This is a genomic window from Legionella donaldsonii (assembly GCF_900452385.1).
In the GTDB taxonomy this organism is placed as follows: Bacteria; Pseudomonadota; Gammaproteobacteria; order Legionellales; family Legionellaceae; genus Tatlockia; species Tatlockia donaldsonii.
On the sequence record NZ_UGOA01000001.1, the window covers coordinates 2,550,471 to 2,565,639 of the forward strand.

Below are 15,169 nucleotides of genomic sequence, written 5' to 3' on the forward strand. Positions count from 1 at the left end.
CTGGTTAGCGATTTCTATCCTGGGAACCTCAGCAGCCTGAACAAATACAGTCTAATTGTTGGCTAACGCTTCAAGGATTGCCATACGCATAAAAACACCATTTTCAACCTGATTTAAAATACAAGACTGTGGTCCATCAGCAACTGCACTATCAATTTCGACACCGCGATTCATGGGACCGGGGTGCATCACTATCGCATCAGGTTTAGCGTATTTTAGGCTATCTTGAGTCAGTGCATATTCGGCACGGTATCGTGATAAATCGAGATGTTCATTTTCCAATAAACGCTCACGCTGTACTCGCAAACAGACGATCACATCCGCTTCTTGTATACCGTCTCGTAGAGAAGACGTAACACGACCAAAATGCACCGTTTGGGGCTGCCAAATATCAGGTGCTACCAAAGTTAATTCTCCTACTCCCATACTTTTACAAATACATTGCAAAGAATTTGCTACACGGGAATGAAAAATATTACCCACAATAGCGATTTTTAGTTGACGGAGATTTGGTTTTCTTTCCACGATGGTCATTAGATCAAGCATCGCCTGGCTAGGATGCGCATGCTTCCCGTCACCGGCATTGACAATATGAACCTGGTTTCCCAACGCGTCTGCCAACTGCCGTTGTAATCTATCCTGAGTATGCCTAATCACAAACAGCTTAATCCCCATTGCCGCCAACGTTTTGATGGTATCTTCAATAATTTCACCCTTGGCTTCGGATGAATTTTGTAAATCCAAGTTAATGACCGGCATAGATAATTGCTTTGCTGCCAATTCAAAACTAACCCTGGTGCGAGTACTATTTTCATAAAAAAGATTAGCTACGCTGGTTCGGGCACAGGAAGGGTATTGCTTGTTATGTTTAAAATAGAAGGCTCTTTCTAAAAGCGAATCAATTTGAGAGCGGGAGAGCTGACTAATTTCTAAAAAATGCTGCATGGTACTCACTGTCTACTGAGAGTGTTGTAGCCACTGCTCAAGAATAACACAGGCGGCGACACTATCGACTTGGGATTGCTTTATTTTACGATATCCCCCTTCGGCAAACAACTGAGCACGCGCTTCAACGGTAGACAACCGCTCATCAACCAAATGGACTGGGAGTAAAAAACGCTTGCGCAGTTGACGCGCAAAACTGCGAGCAGCAGCTGTAGTGTACTGTTCACTATCATCGATACAAGTTGGCAGCCCTACAATCAATGCTTGCGGACGCCATTCCGCGATTATTTTTTGCACTGCATCCCAATTAGGGATCCCCAGTTTTGCATCTAACGTCGTTAAAGGCCGTGCACTACAGGTAATTTGCTGCCCTACAGCGACTCCAATTCGCTTATAACCAAAATCAAATCCTAAGTAAACGCCATCAGGCATTGAGGAAACTCCGTACTAATACATATAAAATTAATCAGGCATGCCCTACGCTGGAAGTTAATTGGCTCATTTTCACACCAATGGTCATTCCGGCATACTCCCAGCGCTCTGAAAAGGGCACTTCATAGAGTAACTCTGCGGAATAAGGGCACACTAACCAGGCATTATCCATCACTTCTTGTTCCAACTGATTTTCACCCCAACCAGCATACCCTAAAGTAACGAGTGCATCTTTAGGACCTATGTCAGCTGCTATTGCCCGAATAATATCATTTGAGGTGGTAACGGTCACGTCATCACGCAGCACCAAACTGGAGCGCCAACCACCTAATGGTCGATGAATGACAAAACCACGTTCCGGTTGAATTGGCCCTCCAAATAACAAAGGCTTTTGGTTTTGCTCAATTCGAATCGGTTCAATTTGCATTTGCTCAAAAACCATACCCAGGGGATATTGCATCGGACGGTTAATAATCAATCCTACCGTACCTTGAATATGGTGTTCGCAAATGTAAATTACAGAACGTTCAAAATTGGGATCTTTCAGTGAGGGCATAGCTATCAGCAGATGATTGGCCAATGAAGTATTGATTGGCATAGCACGCCTCCAATAATCCCTTTTAGTTAATTTAAGTATATACTAAATAAATCATTTATATGGGAAAGAGACCTAGAATATTTTATGATCAATCAATAATTTTTTTCATTTTTCTTCTTGCTTTTTTAATGAAAACCTTGCTGTGCTTGCTTTGTTCGTTGTTATTAAATTAATGAAAAAAATAGAGGGACTCATGATAATAAAAGGCATTATGCTCTGAGCACAATGCCTTAAAGAAGATTTTTACAAATTATCGACGCGATTTAAGAAAATAAGTGCACATCTTGCCCTTGCCTTTTACTTCAATTTCATCTCTTTTTTCAATGACAAACTGTTCTTCCAGTAGTAGTGCCATTTTTTCCGTAATCTGAATTTCTCCGGGAATATTGGTAGCTTCCATCCGGCTTGCGATATTAACCACATTCCCCCAAACATCATAAATAAATTTTTTGTGTCCAATCACCCCGGCTATCACTGTTCCATAGGTCATTCCTATACGGGTTTGTAAGTCTATTGCATGAATTTGGGAAAATGTTTTTACTTTTTCTTTCATGGCCAGCGCAAAGTCTGCTATACGAAAGGCATGATCCGCTGCAGGCTCAGGAATTCCTGCTGCTGCCATATAAGAATCACCAATTGTTTTTATCTTTTCAACACCATATTTTTGTGCCAAATCATCAAAGTCATCAAAAAGACATCCTAAAATGTCAAACATTTTGTTAGTGCCTATTCTCGCCATCATGGCAGTGAAACCTACGATATCACAGAAAAGAACACTTGCCTGAGGGTATTCATCAGCAATAATTTTTTCACCACGTTTAAGCCGCTCTGCGATGGATGATGGAAGGATGTTAAAAAGAAGAAGTTCATTTTCTTTGGCTGTTTTTGCAATTCGGTGTAAGGCTTTAATAATGGAAATCAACATAATAATAGTGGATAACACTGAAAGAATGATAGCAATAGAAATGACCTGATTAATTTCTTGAGAAATCTCCTTATTTCTTTCAGTTGTTCTTGCCTTAATTTTTTCGAAAAACAACTGGATGGGAGCCATAATCTTTGCTTTTTCCTCCATGTATTTCTTGCCAAAAACCAAATCGATAGCAAGCTTTTTATTGGGTTCTCCCTGACTACTATATTGATCACTTCCGGTATCAAATTTTCCTTCCACAGCATTAATAGCCCTAAATTCAATGGCAGTCAGTGCATCACTCTTTTCTTGGGCTTGTCTTAGCAACTCAAATTCCTGAAGAGAAAACCCCTGATCTATCATCATCTGCACTAATGATTTCGCCTTTTCATAGGGTCTTGGTCTTTTATCATCATCCAATACCAGATCCCAATAGACACTATCGTATTCTTTCGGACGTGGACTTGTGCCGCTACGAATAGCAATGATTTCGTTAAAATGATCAAGGTATTTTTTGTCTCCTGTTATCACGTAAAGGCGAACCATCTTTGTCAAATCATCGGATGATATTCGGAGTTCTTGAGCGATACGATAAGATTCGTAATGCCTGTTATTGCTTTGCTCCTGAAGAAAAGAGAGATGCTTCAACAAAAACAGACAACCAAGCAGGGCAACAACAAGGATAATTAATCCAACAAAGAAAGAAACCAACAAGTAATCTTGTTTGAAATGAAAACGATACATCATGCTTTCCTTGAAGAGGAGAAGGAGCCTGATTAGTTAAAATTCAAAAAATATTATTATTAATTAGTTTATACTCATTTTCAGAACAGTACCAAATTCTTGCTAATGACGACTTAAACAGGATTTGGGTTATAAGTAACAACAATGTTCGTTGCAAGCTGATTGCGACTAGGCTAAGGAAACAAATCTATCCACGAATGTTATATTGTAAAGCCTATTAGATCATTTCAGTGACCGCTACCTTATCAGGCGCTGAAATAACCTTTTTTTCCCCCAACAGCAAAGTTTCGAGTTCCGCCAAGGAGGAAACTTGGTATTTGGGGGTAAGACCCGGCGAGATAGGGTGATTATGTGCATTAAACCAACAAGTATCTAACCCTGCGTTCAAGCCTCCCAGAATATCAGAATCTGGATTATCGCCCACCATTAATACTTGTCCGCGCGCTGGATTTCCCATTAACGAAAGAGCATGTTCAAAAATACCCCGATGAGGCTTGGCAAAACCTACCTGCTCTGAGATTACCAATAGGTCGAAGTAAGTTTGAAATCCAGTTCGCTCGAGACGAATCTGTTGTAATTCCGTAAATCCGTTGGTAATAATCCCTAGCTTAACTCGCCCTTTCAAAGAAGTTAATAAACTTTGTGCGCCTTCGATTGGTGTGCAAATATCCGCCATAATAGCCATAAAAGTACTATGCAAAACCTGAGTAGAAACTTGGAGTTGGTCAGCCCAAATTGCAAAACGCTGATGTTGTAATTCTTGCGCAGTAATTGTTCCGTTCTGATAATCTACCCACAACGATTTATTGAAGACTTGATAAGTCTGGTAATCTTGTTGAGTAAAATTGACTTCAAACCGGGAAAGCAGGCGTTGTAACCCATCAAAAGAATCGAAATTAAATAAGGTTTCATCCGCATCAAATAAAATCCACTCGTACGTCTTCACTGGAGGTCTCTCATAACTAGTTGCTTCTCAGCTGGAAAACTTCTATTTTACTGTAAAAAGAATGCTATATGGAGTCCAGTTAGTGCTTTATTAAATCAGAAATCAAATCGAAGCATCAAGATAAGAGAAATATAGACAGTCCCTATGAGGTAAACTCAATCAATCCCTCATCACTTAAGGTTTTTATCCAACAAAGCTGCCGTTGTCGTAGTAGAAATTCTGGCTAATTGGTTAATGGCGTTTTCATGTACCTTTTGCTGCGCAGCACCACAGGCATCCTCCACGATAGTCACTTGATAATCACGATCATGCGCTTCACGCGCAGTGTTCTGGATAGCCATATCGGTTGAAACACCAGTAAGAATCAGGGAGTCAATTTTCTGAGCATGTAAAACCGCTTCAAGAGGCGTTGCATAAAAAGCAGAAACTCGCTTTTTAATTAAGATAAAATCATCTGGCTGTACATCTACTTTTTCATGAAATTCCGTACCCCAGGTTCCCAATTGCAGAGCCCCAGCGAGTTTCACCTTAGAAAAAAGCGGCGATTGTATGGGACATTCAATATAAGATGCACTAAAGCCTATTTTAATATGGACTATAGGAAATCGAGCTTCCCGCGCCACTTTTATGACTTGATTGACCTGCTCAAGGACTTCATGTTCTCGTATGAAAGCAGCACTTGCAGCAATTTTTCCCTGGGGATGCACAATATCATTAACCAAGTCAATGACCAATAACGCTGTTTTTGCCATACTCACCGTCCCCTTTAGCTGACCCTGCTTCTTATCTTACCGTTCAAGCGATCCTTATCACAACATCCTGAATTAAAGAAAAGGGTTATTATCAGAATTAAGACTGTTAGGGGATTTGACTACGCATTATTGCCGGGAGGAGAAACCTGTCGAGCCAAAAGCCCGACATTAAAAGACAGGAATTTCTGGCGATTGAAAGGTAGGGATGTCTGAAGTCCCCATTGTCTCCACAGTCGGATAAAATCTGTAGTGGTTATAAGTTTTCGGTTTTTCCGCTCCTTTTTCATCCCTAAGCAGCATCTTCCCCCCATTTTCTTCTGGATTTGCTCTTTCAGTTGCCGCACCCTCACTACTTGACGGCGCTTTCACATTGAGGCTGGGGTAAAGCGTTTTTATATGATCGAGTTCTTCCTGCAATTGAACTCTGATAGTCGTTTCATTATTCTTATGCAAATAATATTTAATTGCAGCAAGAGCAATGTTGGTTACTACCGCAGTAACCGTAAGAAAAAGTCCACCAGGCAAAAAACACCAGGCTGCCATAACACCTGCTAAAGCAAGAGAAACAGAAACATCAATGAATGCCGCATTTTTATTTTGTAAATATTGGTATTCACGCCGTGCATACGTTTGATGAATATTTAAATTATTACTATCGTAAATTGGTGGTAGTGTTTCATGTTCTATCCAATACTGCGCCATGCAAAATACATCTTTGAGCACATTCACTATTGAAGCAGCAACAAAGAGAGAGCCGACCGTGGGGGACATTTCTCTTGCAGCCCAAATAGCATAGGCAGATAAATTATAAAAGGTATTCACCAGGAGGAAAGTATTGTCACGAAGGCGAATGTGATGTGCTTTTTTCGGATCATTGCTACTTTCATACAGACCCGAAATAGCAAATCCACTGGTGCTAATCATGCCTAAAATACCAGCCATTGCAGGCAGATAAGCGGACCCAGCTGAAAAAAGGCCAGAGACTAAGCAACCAAGAACAAATTTTGCCGTTGCCAGGGAAGTCTTTTCCTCTATCAAACTGAGTATATAATCGACTTGATAGTGGCTGCCGTCTGTTTTTAATTTAATAAAAAAATCGTAAACAGTCAGATTTGCGTTTAAATATTGCGACCAGTGCGTTTGCGGAATATTAAGGCTTTCCAAGATATCTTGGATTTTTTTATAAACCTTCAGGTTATCTTGATTAATCGTCGTGGAATAAAAATTTACCCTTAATTGCTCTAATTCTTTATCATAAGATTTCATGTGTTCTTTAAGAGCCTCAGGGCTTTTTTTATCTGCCCGAATGTAAGCATCAAATACACGTAGAGTCTCAACTAATAATGGCATTTTATGGGATCCCCGCAACATAATGCGCATAATATTAACATACTGACCTTAAGCCATCCTTAAGAAAATTATTTTTTGAATGAGGATTCCCTCCTTGCAAAGCGATGCTGAGAATAACCGTATTTGAAATAATGGGAACCCACTTTTGGATGCATTATTTATTGCAACCTGAGGATATTACTGTCGCTATCAGGATGGCGGCAAATTCGAAGGACCTACCCAAGCTTATACTAACCGGACTAGCTGATTAATTTCTATAACGTTTCAATACACCGTCTAATTATCCTTTCCTGGGAAAAGCCTACAATCGGCTTCCTTGTACCACTGTTTTCGCAATAATTCCTATTGTTTTTTTCCTGAAGGTAGATTATTTAAAAATTTTAACAGTCGGTAGCACTTTTTTTACTAACCCTAAAAACTGCATAAGATAGATAACTAACGCTATTAGTAGAAAAAAATTAATCACTAAATTAATAAAAGGATCCAGGAAGATAGATTGATTGACAGCCCAAAATATTAATCCGGTAATAATAACCATAATCAACTGATTTAAACTATCCATATGACCAGACTTCCTTTTCAACTTAGGGATAGAAAATGACTATCTCAATAATTTTTATTGCTTACATGATGATCGATAAATTTTTTTATATTGGTTTGGGTAAAGGTCTTAGGTTGCCGTTCGCTATAAATTTTTTCTAAAAACAAGGTATGCCTCGCCAGGTTGGCTAAAGAAATCACTCCGGTAGGTGCTTTGTTTTGCTCATTATTTAATACGATTAAATTAGCGATCTGTAAATTACCTATCTTTTCTGCAACGAACCCTAAATCGTCGTCCTCGTAACAACAATAAACGTTTTTCTTCATCAACTTACTTGCCGCCATGTTTCCAGTGACATCATTTTTTTGCAGATTTACTACAATGTCCCGCAGCGTAATAATTCCCAATAATCCCTCATTAACAACAATAGGCATAACCGCTATACGCAATTTTTCCATGAGCTTTGCAACATCAAAAATAGTATTATCAGGAAGGCAATAAACCGAATTATCCCTCATGATTTCTCGGACTTTCATTGAGCTACCACATCGTTTTAATTCCTTATTAATAAAGTATAGGACAACTTTAAGGTATTTATAGTCACTTCCTTTATTGACCCTCTTTATGCGCAACGGTTTTGATTACTTTAAAAAGTAAAAAGTCTGTTGCCAATTGGAATAAAGTTTTATTCTTTAAGCATAACGGTTGATTAGTTTCATTTTCTAAATGCGTTTTCAGTCAAAGCAGCATAAAAATAAGTCATTCAGCAAATGCGGCTACTCTTGCAATACGCCAAAGGGGTTTTTATGATCAATTGTACGGCTAACCTGCTATAGTAAAACTATCGATTTATTGCAATGAAGCCTGCTGATCCAGTAGGTGAGTCGCAAATGACATTCTAGAGAAATAAGGATTTTATCGTGGAATCAATTGAGATTAAGAAAAAAGATATATTTTTTCTACGTGCCTTGGAATTAGATGAGTTAATTATTATTGTGCTTGTTGTTAGTTTAATCACCTTGCTTATTTCAGTGTATCTGTGGGATAGACATCAAAAACAACATGCTGTTTTACGTAATTTCCCCATCGTAGGCCATTTTCGCTATTTTTTTGAATATTTAGGAGATTTTTTTCGGCAATATTTTTTTGCTAGCGATCGGGAAGAATTACCCTTTAACCGTGCTGAACGCTCCTGGGTATATCGAGCAGCTAAAAATGTTGATACGACTATAGGATTCGGCTCAACCCGTCCTCTCCATAATACAGGAACGGTCTATTTTGTTAGTGCTCCCTTCCCTCCCCTCGCCACTAACCAGGCAACTATCAGACCAGTCACTATAGGGCCTTATTGCGCACACCCCTATACTTCAAATCATATTTTTAATATTTCTGCCATGAGTTACGGTGCTATTTCCAAACCGGCCATTCAAGCTTTAGCAAAAGGAGCTAAAAAGGCAGGCTGCTGGTTAAATACCGGGGAAGGAGGACTGTCACCGTATCATCTTGAGTATGGCTGCGACATTGTCATGCAGATAGGAACAGCAAAATACGGCGTTCGTGATGCTGAGGGCCATCTATCCGATAAACGTTTGCGCGAGCTGGCTGCAGAAAAAAGTATCAAAATGTTTGAAATAAAACTCAGTCAAGGCGCCAAACCAGGTAAAGGGGGAATCCTGCCCGCTGTGAAGGTGACTGAGGAAGTAGCTAAAATAAGAGGTATTTTACCTCATGTTGATTCTATCAGTCCTAATCGACATGTTGATATCAGCAATGTCGAAGAGCTTTTGGACTCGATTGAGCATATCCGCCAGATAACAGGTAAACCAGTTGGTTGCAAATTTGTATTAGGCGGTTATGAATGGCTACATGACTTATGCCTGGCTATTCATAAGCGCGGCAGTCAATTTGCCCCGGATTTTATTACTTTGGACAGTTCTGATGGAGGTACTGGAGCTTCGCCACAAGGTTTAATGGATTATATGGGTATCCCTATCCAAGAGGCGCTGCCTAATTTAGTCGACATTCTGGTGATGTACAATTTACGTGAACGCATCAAAGTAATTGCCAGCGGTAAACTGATTACCCCCTCAGGTGTCGCCTGGGCACTTTGTGCCGGAGCAGATTTTGTGAACTCTGCGCGCGGCTTCATGTTTGCTCTAGGTTGTATCCAGTCCATGCAATGTCATAAAAACACCTGTCCAACTGGGGTAGCTACCCATGACCTCAGGCTACAACGTGGATTAGTGGTCACCGATAAGGCAGAGCGAGTTTATCATTATGCAAACAATATGGCGCATGAAGTTGCTATCATCTGCCATTCCTGCGGTGTAGATGAGCCAAGGCAATTACAACGCCAACACGCACGTATTGTCAGAGAAGATGGTTTTTCTATTTCACTGGCTGAAATTTTCCCCAATAAAAAACCATTGCCCGAGTATTTATAAAGTTAACCAGAAGGCGGCTCAGATTTCGCGAGTTTCGATGCTTGGGTCTTGACAATAGAAATGTCAGCCCCCGGCTATTTTTGCTCTTAAAGAGGGAACCAATTCCTGCAAAACTTCTTTAGGATAAGGTGTGGCAGTCATTCCAGATTGCCAGATACCATGAGGCCACGCTTTATCACCATTAAAGCGGGCAACAACATGGATATGAAGCTGGGAAACAATATTACCTAAAGCCCCAACATTCAATTTGTCGGGCTTAAAATGAATATTCACCAGATTCGATATCTTAGCGATTTCCTCTATTAATAGCTGGCGATTTGTAGGCGATAATTGGTAAATCTCTTGAATATTCTCTTCTCTAGGAACCAGAATAAACCATGGAAAATCAGCCTCATTTTTTAAGTAGACTGTTGATAAAGATAAATCGTCTAACCAAATACTACTTGCTTGAATACGTTCATCCGTTACAAAACCCATTGATTGGTCACCTTAATAAATGAGGGGCTGCGTACATTTCGCTATCTTGAGCCACGTAGGTCAGCCCGTGGCTCGACATACGCCCGCTGACCAATATGCTGTAAGCGAAGCGCCTAATCTGCACCGGCTAGCAGGTATGCTCCACTGTGGAGCTCAAAAATCAAGCCATAAGCGCCAAGATAGTAGAAAGGTAAGCCGTCTCCCCTAGCTATATAACAACGATGCGTGAAAGCGTAAATGATCGTCTATAAAACTGGCAATAAAATAATAACTGTGATCATAACCTTTTTGCATACGCAAATTTAACGGCACACCAGCTCGCAAACAGGCAGCCTGCAAAAGCTCTGGCTTTAATTGCTCCTGTAGAAAAGGATCTTGCAACCCTTGATCAATCAAAATGGATGAGTGCGGCCACCCCATTTTTTCCACCAACTCAGTAGCATCATAATTTTTCCATGCTTCTTCATTCTGTCCCAGATATCCCGCAAACGCTTTTCTACCCCATGGGCACTGCATGGGAGCACAAATTGGAGAAAAAGCAGAGACACTCCGATATTGCTGAGGGTTTTTAAGTGCCAACACTAAAGCACCATGCCCACCCATGGAATGGCCAAAAATACCGGTACGTTCAGGATTCACAGGGAAATGTTGATTAATTAGTTTAGGTAATTCATCACTGATATAACAGGACATTTGATAATGTTTAGCCCAGGGATATTCAGTCGCATCGACATAAAAACCCGCGCCGATGCCAAAATCATAACTTTCCCGATCACCGGGTATCTCAATACCACGAGGGCTAGTATCCGGTACGATTAATATTAATCCCAATTCAGCAGCTAGCCGCTGAGCCCCTGCTTTGGTTATAAAATTTTGTTCATTGCAGGTTAACCCTGAAAGCCAGTAAAGAGCAGGAAGTTTTTTCGTTATAGTCATTGCAGGCAAAAATACAGCAAAACGCATTAAGCAATTTGTTAATGAGGATTGATGGCTATAAACACCTTGTACCCCATTAAAGCATTGGTGTTCTTCAATCATTGCAATTGCCATTGTCATGATCCTTCTTGATATAAGTCCTGGAGCTCGTTAATTAATTCCCTAAAAATAGAACAATGGCTGTTATTGACGATCATTGCAGCGCAGTGTACATAGAAGTATAACAAGCTCTTAGAATGTTAGAACCGAACGTATTGATTCACCTGCATGCATCAATTCAAAAGCATCATTAATTTGCTCGAGAGGTAGAACATGGGTAATCAAATCATCAATGTTGATTTTGCCCTCCATATACCAATCAACAATTTTAGGGACATCCGTCCTCCCGCGTGCACCACCAAAAGCAGACCCTTGCCATACTCGACCTGTTACCAATTGAAAAGGTCGCGTGGAAATTTCCTGGCCTGCACCTGCGACACCAATAATCGTGGAAATCCCCCAGCCTTTATGACAACACTCCAAAGCTTGACGCATCAAAGTTACATTACCAACGCATTCAAAACTGTAATCCGCCCCACCATTCGTTAATTCAACCAGATGAGCAACAAGATCCCCAGCGATCTCGTTAGGATTAACAAAATCAGTCATACCCATTTTTTTTGCTAAACTCTGGCGCTGGGGATTAATATCTACACCAATAATTTGGTTAGCGCCCACCATGCGGGCTGCCTGAATCACATTGAGCCCTATTCCACCTAAACCAAATACAACCACGGTGGAGCCAGGTTGGACTTTTGCTGTATAAATCACTGCACCAATACCCGTGGTTACACCACAACCGATATAACATACTTTTTCAAAAGGGGCATCGTTACGAATTTTTGCCACCGCAATTTCGGGCAACACCGTATAATTGGCAAAAGTTGAGGTGCCCATATAATGGAAGAGCGGCTTACCATCGAGCCTAAAACGAGAACTGCCATCGGGCATTAAACCCTGTCCCTGCGTAGTACGAATGGCTTGACAAAGATTTGTTTTTTGAGAAAGACAATAAGCACATTGCCGACATTCAGGGGTATAAAGAGGAATGACATGATCCCCGGGTTTGACTGAACTGACACCGGCTCCCACATCAACCACAATGCCAGCACCTTCATGACCAAGAATCACTGGAAAAATTCCTTCCGGATCCTGCCCCGACAGGGTAAATGCATCCGTGTGGCATACACCAGTCGCTTTTATTTCAACAAGCACTTCACCTTGTTTAGGCCCTTCTAAATCGACCATCTCAACTGTTAATGGCTTGCCTGCCTGAAACGCTACAGCGGCTTTTACTCGCATTGAGGAATCCCTCCCTGAAGATCCAATGAACTAACTAGTTATTACTGGCAATCAATAAATTTTTAATATTTTGCTGCCATTTATAATTCCTGCGGTATCAAAGAAAACATGAAGCACTTTATTTTCAATCGATTATACTTAAATTACTTAGCACTATATATATGCAACACAATATGGATCTAAATCAAATTCGTGCATTTATTGCTGCTGCTGATTTCCGTTCTTTCACTTTAGCAGCCGATTACCTGTATATCACCCAATCGGCAATGAGTAAGCGTATTGCGGCGCTTGAATCAGAAATTAAGACCTCTTTATTCATCAGAGAACATAACCGCCTAATTCTAACTGAGACAGGAAAGATTTTCTTACCTTACGCTATCGAGACATTGCAGACTATCCAATCAGGTATATCGTCCATTAATCATTTTATAGATAAACAAAAAAAACCATTGCGAGTTGGAGTCGATTTTTTGATTGGTAGCTGGATGTTACCCGATTTTCTGGCTTCTTTTAGTCATGGACATCAGGATATAGAGTTTTCAGTCAGCTATTTATCACCACTAATGAGTTTTCGCGCCTTGCGTAATCGTGAAATCGAGCTTTGTTTAAATTGCATTAGCGATAAAATCGCCCATGAATTTGAATTAATTCCTCTTTTTACGCTTCCGTATGTTATCAAGGTGGCTCGTAACCACCCTTTGGCTAAGAAAAAAAATCCGGCTCTAGCCACTATTCTGGAGTACCCAGGGATTGTCATGCCTAAATATGCCCCTCCACGCCAGACTCTAGAGAATTTTTTATATAGAAAAAATCTTATATTACTTGCACAGCATGAAGCGGAACCTATTTTTGCACTGTTAAAACTTGCCAAATTAAGTTTAGGTTGGTGTTTTATACCCAAAAATGTCATTGATAGGAACCTAATCACTATCTATGAGCATCCAACCTTACATATTGATTATTTCATCATTTATCGCAAAGGGCATAAACTCAGCGATGACGCCCAAAATTTCATTACCCACCTAAGGGAGATTCAATTCTTTGAATAGCCCTATGTGCATACCTGGCACTGCTCAATTCTAAAGCAAACAAAACAGATAATTGATAATAAGTTAACCGTATATGGCGTTAATTACACAATTTTTTAGTAAACCTATTGTCACTACTCCCCATTTTACGTTATGTTGAAATGCCCAGCACAAAAATGGGTTATTTAAAGTTATTACCATTTATAGCAAAATACAATTGCTCAATTGTTTTTTTGAAGCAATTGACCGGCTTTAACAAAAGGAGGAGTTATGGCTACAGGTGAAGTAAAATGGTTTAATAATGCCAAAGGATGGGGTTTTATTATGCCAGAAGGCGGCGGTGAAGACATTTTTGTTCACTTCTCTGCTATTCATGGTACCGGCTATAAAACACTGGTTCCCGGGCAACAGGTAAGCTATGACCTTGAGAAAGGCGAGCGCGGCTTGCATGCTTCTAACGTAATAGCACTGAACAGCGAAAACGTATCGGCTTAAGTGTCTATTAGATGCGCGGCAGCTTTTTGCTGCTGCGACGGTGCCGTTGCTGTATTATGTGAGTTTTCTCAGTGCGTTATTTAAAATGAAGAATGGTTTATTGTTGATTAACCTGGGTACGCCAGAGGCACCTGATGTTATTGCCGTCCGAAAATATCTGCGAGAATTCTTAGCTGATAAGCGGGTTATCGACTTACCTGCACCGTTAAGGTATCTCTTGCTTTATTGCATCATTTTACCTTTTCGCCCCAAACAATCAGCACACGCTTATCAAGCGATTTGGAGCGAGGAAGGCTCGCCCCTGCTAATTCACAGTCGGCATTTACAAACCAAGTTACAAACGGCACTTGGAAGTCGTTGGCAAGTGAGCCTTGGGATGCGTTATGGCAACCCCTCTTTAATAAGCGCTTTAGAAGAAGTACGCCATTGTGCGCGTTTGACCATACTGCCCTTATACCCACAGTATTCCTCTGCTGCTACTGGCTCATCCATTGAGAAAGTATTGCATTTATTAACCTCTCAACCTGTTTTCCCAACACTCACCATTATTCGTGATTTTCATGACCATCCAGGCTTCATTAACGCGCAGGCAACGCTGATAAAACCGTATGTTGCCGATCACGATTATGTCTTATTCAGTTATCATGGGGTACCAGAACGCCATCTACTCAATACGGGTTGTAACAAAATTTGTGAGCAAAGTTGCCCACCCATTGATGAAAATAATCAAGCTTGTTACAAAGCACAATGCTATGCAACAACTCGTTCCCTGGTGAAGGCGTTGAGTTTATCGGCGGACAAATATGGTATCGCCTTTCAATCCAGATTAGGCAAAACACCTTGGATAAAACCCTATCTTGATGAAGTATTACCTAAACTGGCTACGCAAGGAATTAAACGTCTCGCAGTCTCTTGCCCTTCTTTTGTCGCTGACTGTCTTGAAACGCTGGAGGAAATCGGCATACGCGCACAAGAGCAATGGCAACAACTTGGTGGTACAAAATTAACGCTTATTCCCTGTGTAAACGATAGTGAACTATGGATTAACGCGCTTGTTAATCTGGTTACCAGCCCTGAAAATAGCAATAACTAAAACTAAAACGCCCTTATTTAACAAAAGATCGCTGGGCAAGGAGACACGGAGCGCAGAATTGGAGTACACGTCAGTGCATGAGGATTCGAGCACCGTATCGACGAAGCAATTTCCCACCCCGGTAGCGTTTAAAGAAT

At 40.6% G+C, this 15,169-nt stretch carries 16 protein-coding genes; 4 read left to right on the top strand and 12 right to left on the bottom strand.

The window, feature by feature from the left end:
- Positions 1 to 51: 51 nt before the first annotated feature.
- The 9 genes from DYC89_RS11570 to DYC89_RS11610 form a co-directional block, all read right to left on the bottom strand.
- The gene (locus DYC89_RS11570; RefSeq protein WP_115221922.1) at positions 52 to 945 is read right to left on the bottom strand and encodes an aspartate carbamoyltransferase catalytic subunit; all 894 of its coding nucleotides are present in this window, start codon (positions 943 to 945) and stop codon (positions 52 to 54) included.
- Between the two features lie 12 nt (positions 946 to 957).
- Positions 958 to 1,377 (bottom strand): Holliday junction resolvase RuvX, encoded by a 420-nt coding sequence (gene ruvX, locus DYC89_RS11575; protein ID WP_115221923.1) that lies wholly within the window; start codon positions 1,375 to 1,377, stop codon positions 958 to 960.
- A 34-nt stretch (positions 1,378 to 1,411) separates the two neighbouring features.
- The gene (locus DYC89_RS11580) at positions 1,412 to 1,975 is read right to left on the bottom strand and encodes a YqgE/AlgH family protein (protein WP_115221924.1); all 564 of its coding nucleotides are present in this window, start codon (positions 1,973 to 1,975) and stop codon (positions 1,412 to 1,414) included.
- Positions 1,976 to 2,225: 250 nt separating this feature from the next.
- Positions 2,226 to 3,632 carry an adenylate/guanylate cyclase domain-containing protein gene (locus DYC89_RS11585; protein WP_228363371.1) on the bottom strand — a complete coding sequence of 469 codons (1,407 nt, stop codon included), beginning with the start codon at positions 3,630 to 3,632 and terminating at the stop codon, positions 2,226 to 2,228.
- 214 nt (positions 3,633 to 3,846) lie between these two features.
- Complete coding sequence (gene yjjG / locus DYC89_RS11590; protein ID WP_115221926.1) at positions 3,847 to 4,575, bottom strand: pyrimidine 5'-nucleotidase; 729 nt, start codon at positions 4,573 to 4,575, stop codon at positions 3,847 to 3,849.
- Between the two features lie 170 nt (positions 4,576 to 4,745).
- Entirely contained in the window at positions 4,746 to 5,327 is a 582-nt protein-coding gene (locus DYC89_RS11595; protein WP_245953987.1) for a cysteine hydrolase family protein, read from the bottom strand.
- Between the two features lie 168 nt (positions 5,328 to 5,495).
- Complete coding sequence (locus DYC89_RS11600) at positions 5,496 to 6,677, bottom strand: hypothetical protein (RefSeq protein WP_147285504.1); 1,182 nt, start codon at positions 6,675 to 6,677, stop codon at positions 5,496 to 5,498.
- Between the two features lie 367 nt (positions 6,678 to 7,044).
- Positions 7,045 to 7,239: a Thivi_2564 family membrane protein gene (locus DYC89_RS16955; protein WP_115221929.1), complete on the bottom strand. Its 195-nt coding sequence runs from the start codon at positions 7,237 to 7,239 to the stop codon at positions 7,045 to 7,047.
- Between the two features lie 44 nt (positions 7,240 to 7,283).
- Positions 7,284 to 7,754 carry a CBS domain-containing protein gene (locus DYC89_RS11610; RefSeq protein WP_115221930.1) on the bottom strand — a complete coding sequence of 157 codons (471 nt, stop codon included), beginning with the start codon at positions 7,752 to 7,754 and terminating at the stop codon, positions 7,284 to 7,286.
- A 384-nt stretch (positions 7,755 to 8,138) separates the two neighbouring features.
- Between DYC89_RS11610 and DYC89_RS11615 the strand changes: the two genes are divergently transcribed.
- Positions 8,139 to 9,662 (top strand): FMN-binding glutamate synthase family protein, encoded by a 1,524-nt coding sequence (locus tag DYC89_RS11615; protein WP_245953988.1) that lies wholly within the window; start codon positions 8,139 to 8,141, stop codon positions 9,660 to 9,662.
- A gap of 63 nt (positions 9,663 to 9,725) precedes the next feature.
- On the opposite strand, the gene DYC89_RS11620 is transcribed toward DYC89_RS11615, so the two are convergent.
- The 3 genes from DYC89_RS11620 to DYC89_RS11630 all read right to left on the bottom strand — a co-directional run bounded on the left by DYC89_RS11620 (position 9,726) and on the right by DYC89_RS11630 (position 12,416).
- Positions 9,726 to 10,139 carry an HIT family protein gene (locus tag DYC89_RS11620; RefSeq protein ID WP_115221931.1) on the bottom strand — a complete coding sequence of 138 codons (414 nt, stop codon included), beginning with the start codon at positions 10,137 to 10,139 and terminating at the stop codon, positions 9,726 to 9,728.
- A gap of 204 nt (positions 10,140 to 10,343) precedes the next feature.
- Positions 10,344 to 11,189, bottom strand: coding sequence for an S-formylglutathione hydrolase (gene fghA / locus DYC89_RS11625; protein ID WP_115221932.1), 846 nt, complete (start codon positions 11,187 to 11,189; stop codon positions 10,344 to 10,346).
- Between the two features lie 117 nt (positions 11,190 to 11,306).
- The gene (locus tag DYC89_RS11630; protein ID WP_115221933.1) at positions 11,307 to 12,416 is read right to left on the bottom strand and encodes an S-(hydroxymethyl)glutathione dehydrogenase/class III alcohol dehydrogenase; all 1,110 of its coding nucleotides are present in this window, start codon (positions 12,414 to 12,416) and stop codon (positions 11,307 to 11,309) included.
- Positions 12,417 to 12,589: 173 nt separating this feature from the next.
- Here DYC89_RS11630 and DYC89_RS11635 point away from each other — a divergent pair, with 173 nt between their 5' ends.
- The 3 genes from DYC89_RS11635 (at position 12,590) to hemH (ending at position 15,032) form a co-directional block, all read left to right on the top strand.
- On the top strand, positions 12,590 to 13,465 hold the full coding sequence (locus DYC89_RS11635; protein WP_181879387.1) for a LysR family transcriptional regulator: 876 nt from the start codon (positions 12,590 to 12,592) through the stop codon (positions 13,463 to 13,465).
- 249 nt (positions 13,466 to 13,714) lie between these two features.
- The gene (locus DYC89_RS11640; protein ID WP_058447036.1) at positions 13,715 to 13,939 is read left to right on the top strand and encodes a cold-shock protein; all 225 of its coding nucleotides are present in this window, start codon (positions 13,715 to 13,717) and stop codon (positions 13,937 to 13,939) included.
- Positions 13,940 to 14,024: 85 nt separating this feature from the next.
- On the top strand, positions 14,025 to 15,032 hold the full coding sequence (hemH, locus tag DYC89_RS11645; RefSeq protein ID WP_115221935.1) for a ferrochelatase: 1,008 nt from the start codon (positions 14,025 to 14,027) through the stop codon (positions 15,030 to 15,032).
- Positions 15,033 to 15,169: the final 137 nt, after the last annotated feature.

Coding starts and splice junctions, on each gene's coding strand:
- ruvX (WP_115221923.1), bottom strand. CDS start 1,377: ATGCCTGATGGCGTTTACTTAGGATTTGATTTTGGTTATAAGCGAATT.
- fghA (WP_115221932.1), bottom strand. CDS start 11,189: ATGGCAATTGCAATGATTGAAGAACACCAATGCTTTAATGGGGTACAA.
- hemH (WP_115221935.1), top strand. CDS start 14,025: ATGAAGAATGGTTTATTGTTGATTAACCTGGGTACGCCAGAGGCACCT.
- DYC89_RS11635 (WP_181879387.1), top strand. CDS start 12,590: ATGGATCTAAATCAAATTCGTGCATTTATTGCTGCTGCTGATTTCCGT.
- DYC89_RS11600 (WP_147285504.1), bottom strand. CDS start 6,677: ATGCCATTATTAGTTGAGACTCTACGTGTATTTGATGCTTACATTCGG.
- DYC89_RS11585 (WP_228363371.1), bottom strand. CDS start 3,632: ATGATGTATCGTTTTCATTTCAAACAAGATTACTTGTTGGTTTCTTTC.
- DYC89_RS11610 (WP_115221930.1), bottom strand. CDS start 7,754: ATGAAAGTCCGAGAAATCATGAGGGATAATTCGGTTTATTGCCTTCCT.
- DYC89_RS11580 (WP_115221924.1), bottom strand. CDS start 1,975: ATGCCAATCAATACTTCATTGGCCAATCATCTGCTGATAGCTATGCCC.
- DYC89_RS11640 (WP_058447036.1), top strand. CDS start 13,715: ATGGCTACAGGTGAAGTAAAATGGTTTAATAATGCCAAAGGATGGGGT.
- DYC89_RS11595 (WP_245953987.1), bottom strand. CDS start 5,327: ATGGCAAAAACAGCGTTATTGGTCATTGACTTGGTTAATGATATTGTG.
- DYC89_RS11570 (WP_115221922.1), bottom strand. CDS start 945: ATGCAGCATTTTTTAGAAATTAGTCAGCTCTCCCGCTCTCAAATTGAT.
- DYC89_RS11620 (WP_115221931.1), bottom strand. CDS start 10,139: ATGGGTTTTGTAACGGATGAACGTATTCAAGCAAGTAGTATTTGGTTA.
- DYC89_RS16955 (WP_115221929.1), bottom strand. CDS start 7,239: ATGGATAGTTTAAATCAGTTGATTATGGTTATTATTACCGGATTAATA.
- DYC89_RS11630 (WP_115221933.1), bottom strand. CDS start 12,416: ATGCGAGTAAAAGCCGCTGTAGCGTTTCAGGCAGGCAAGCCATTAACA.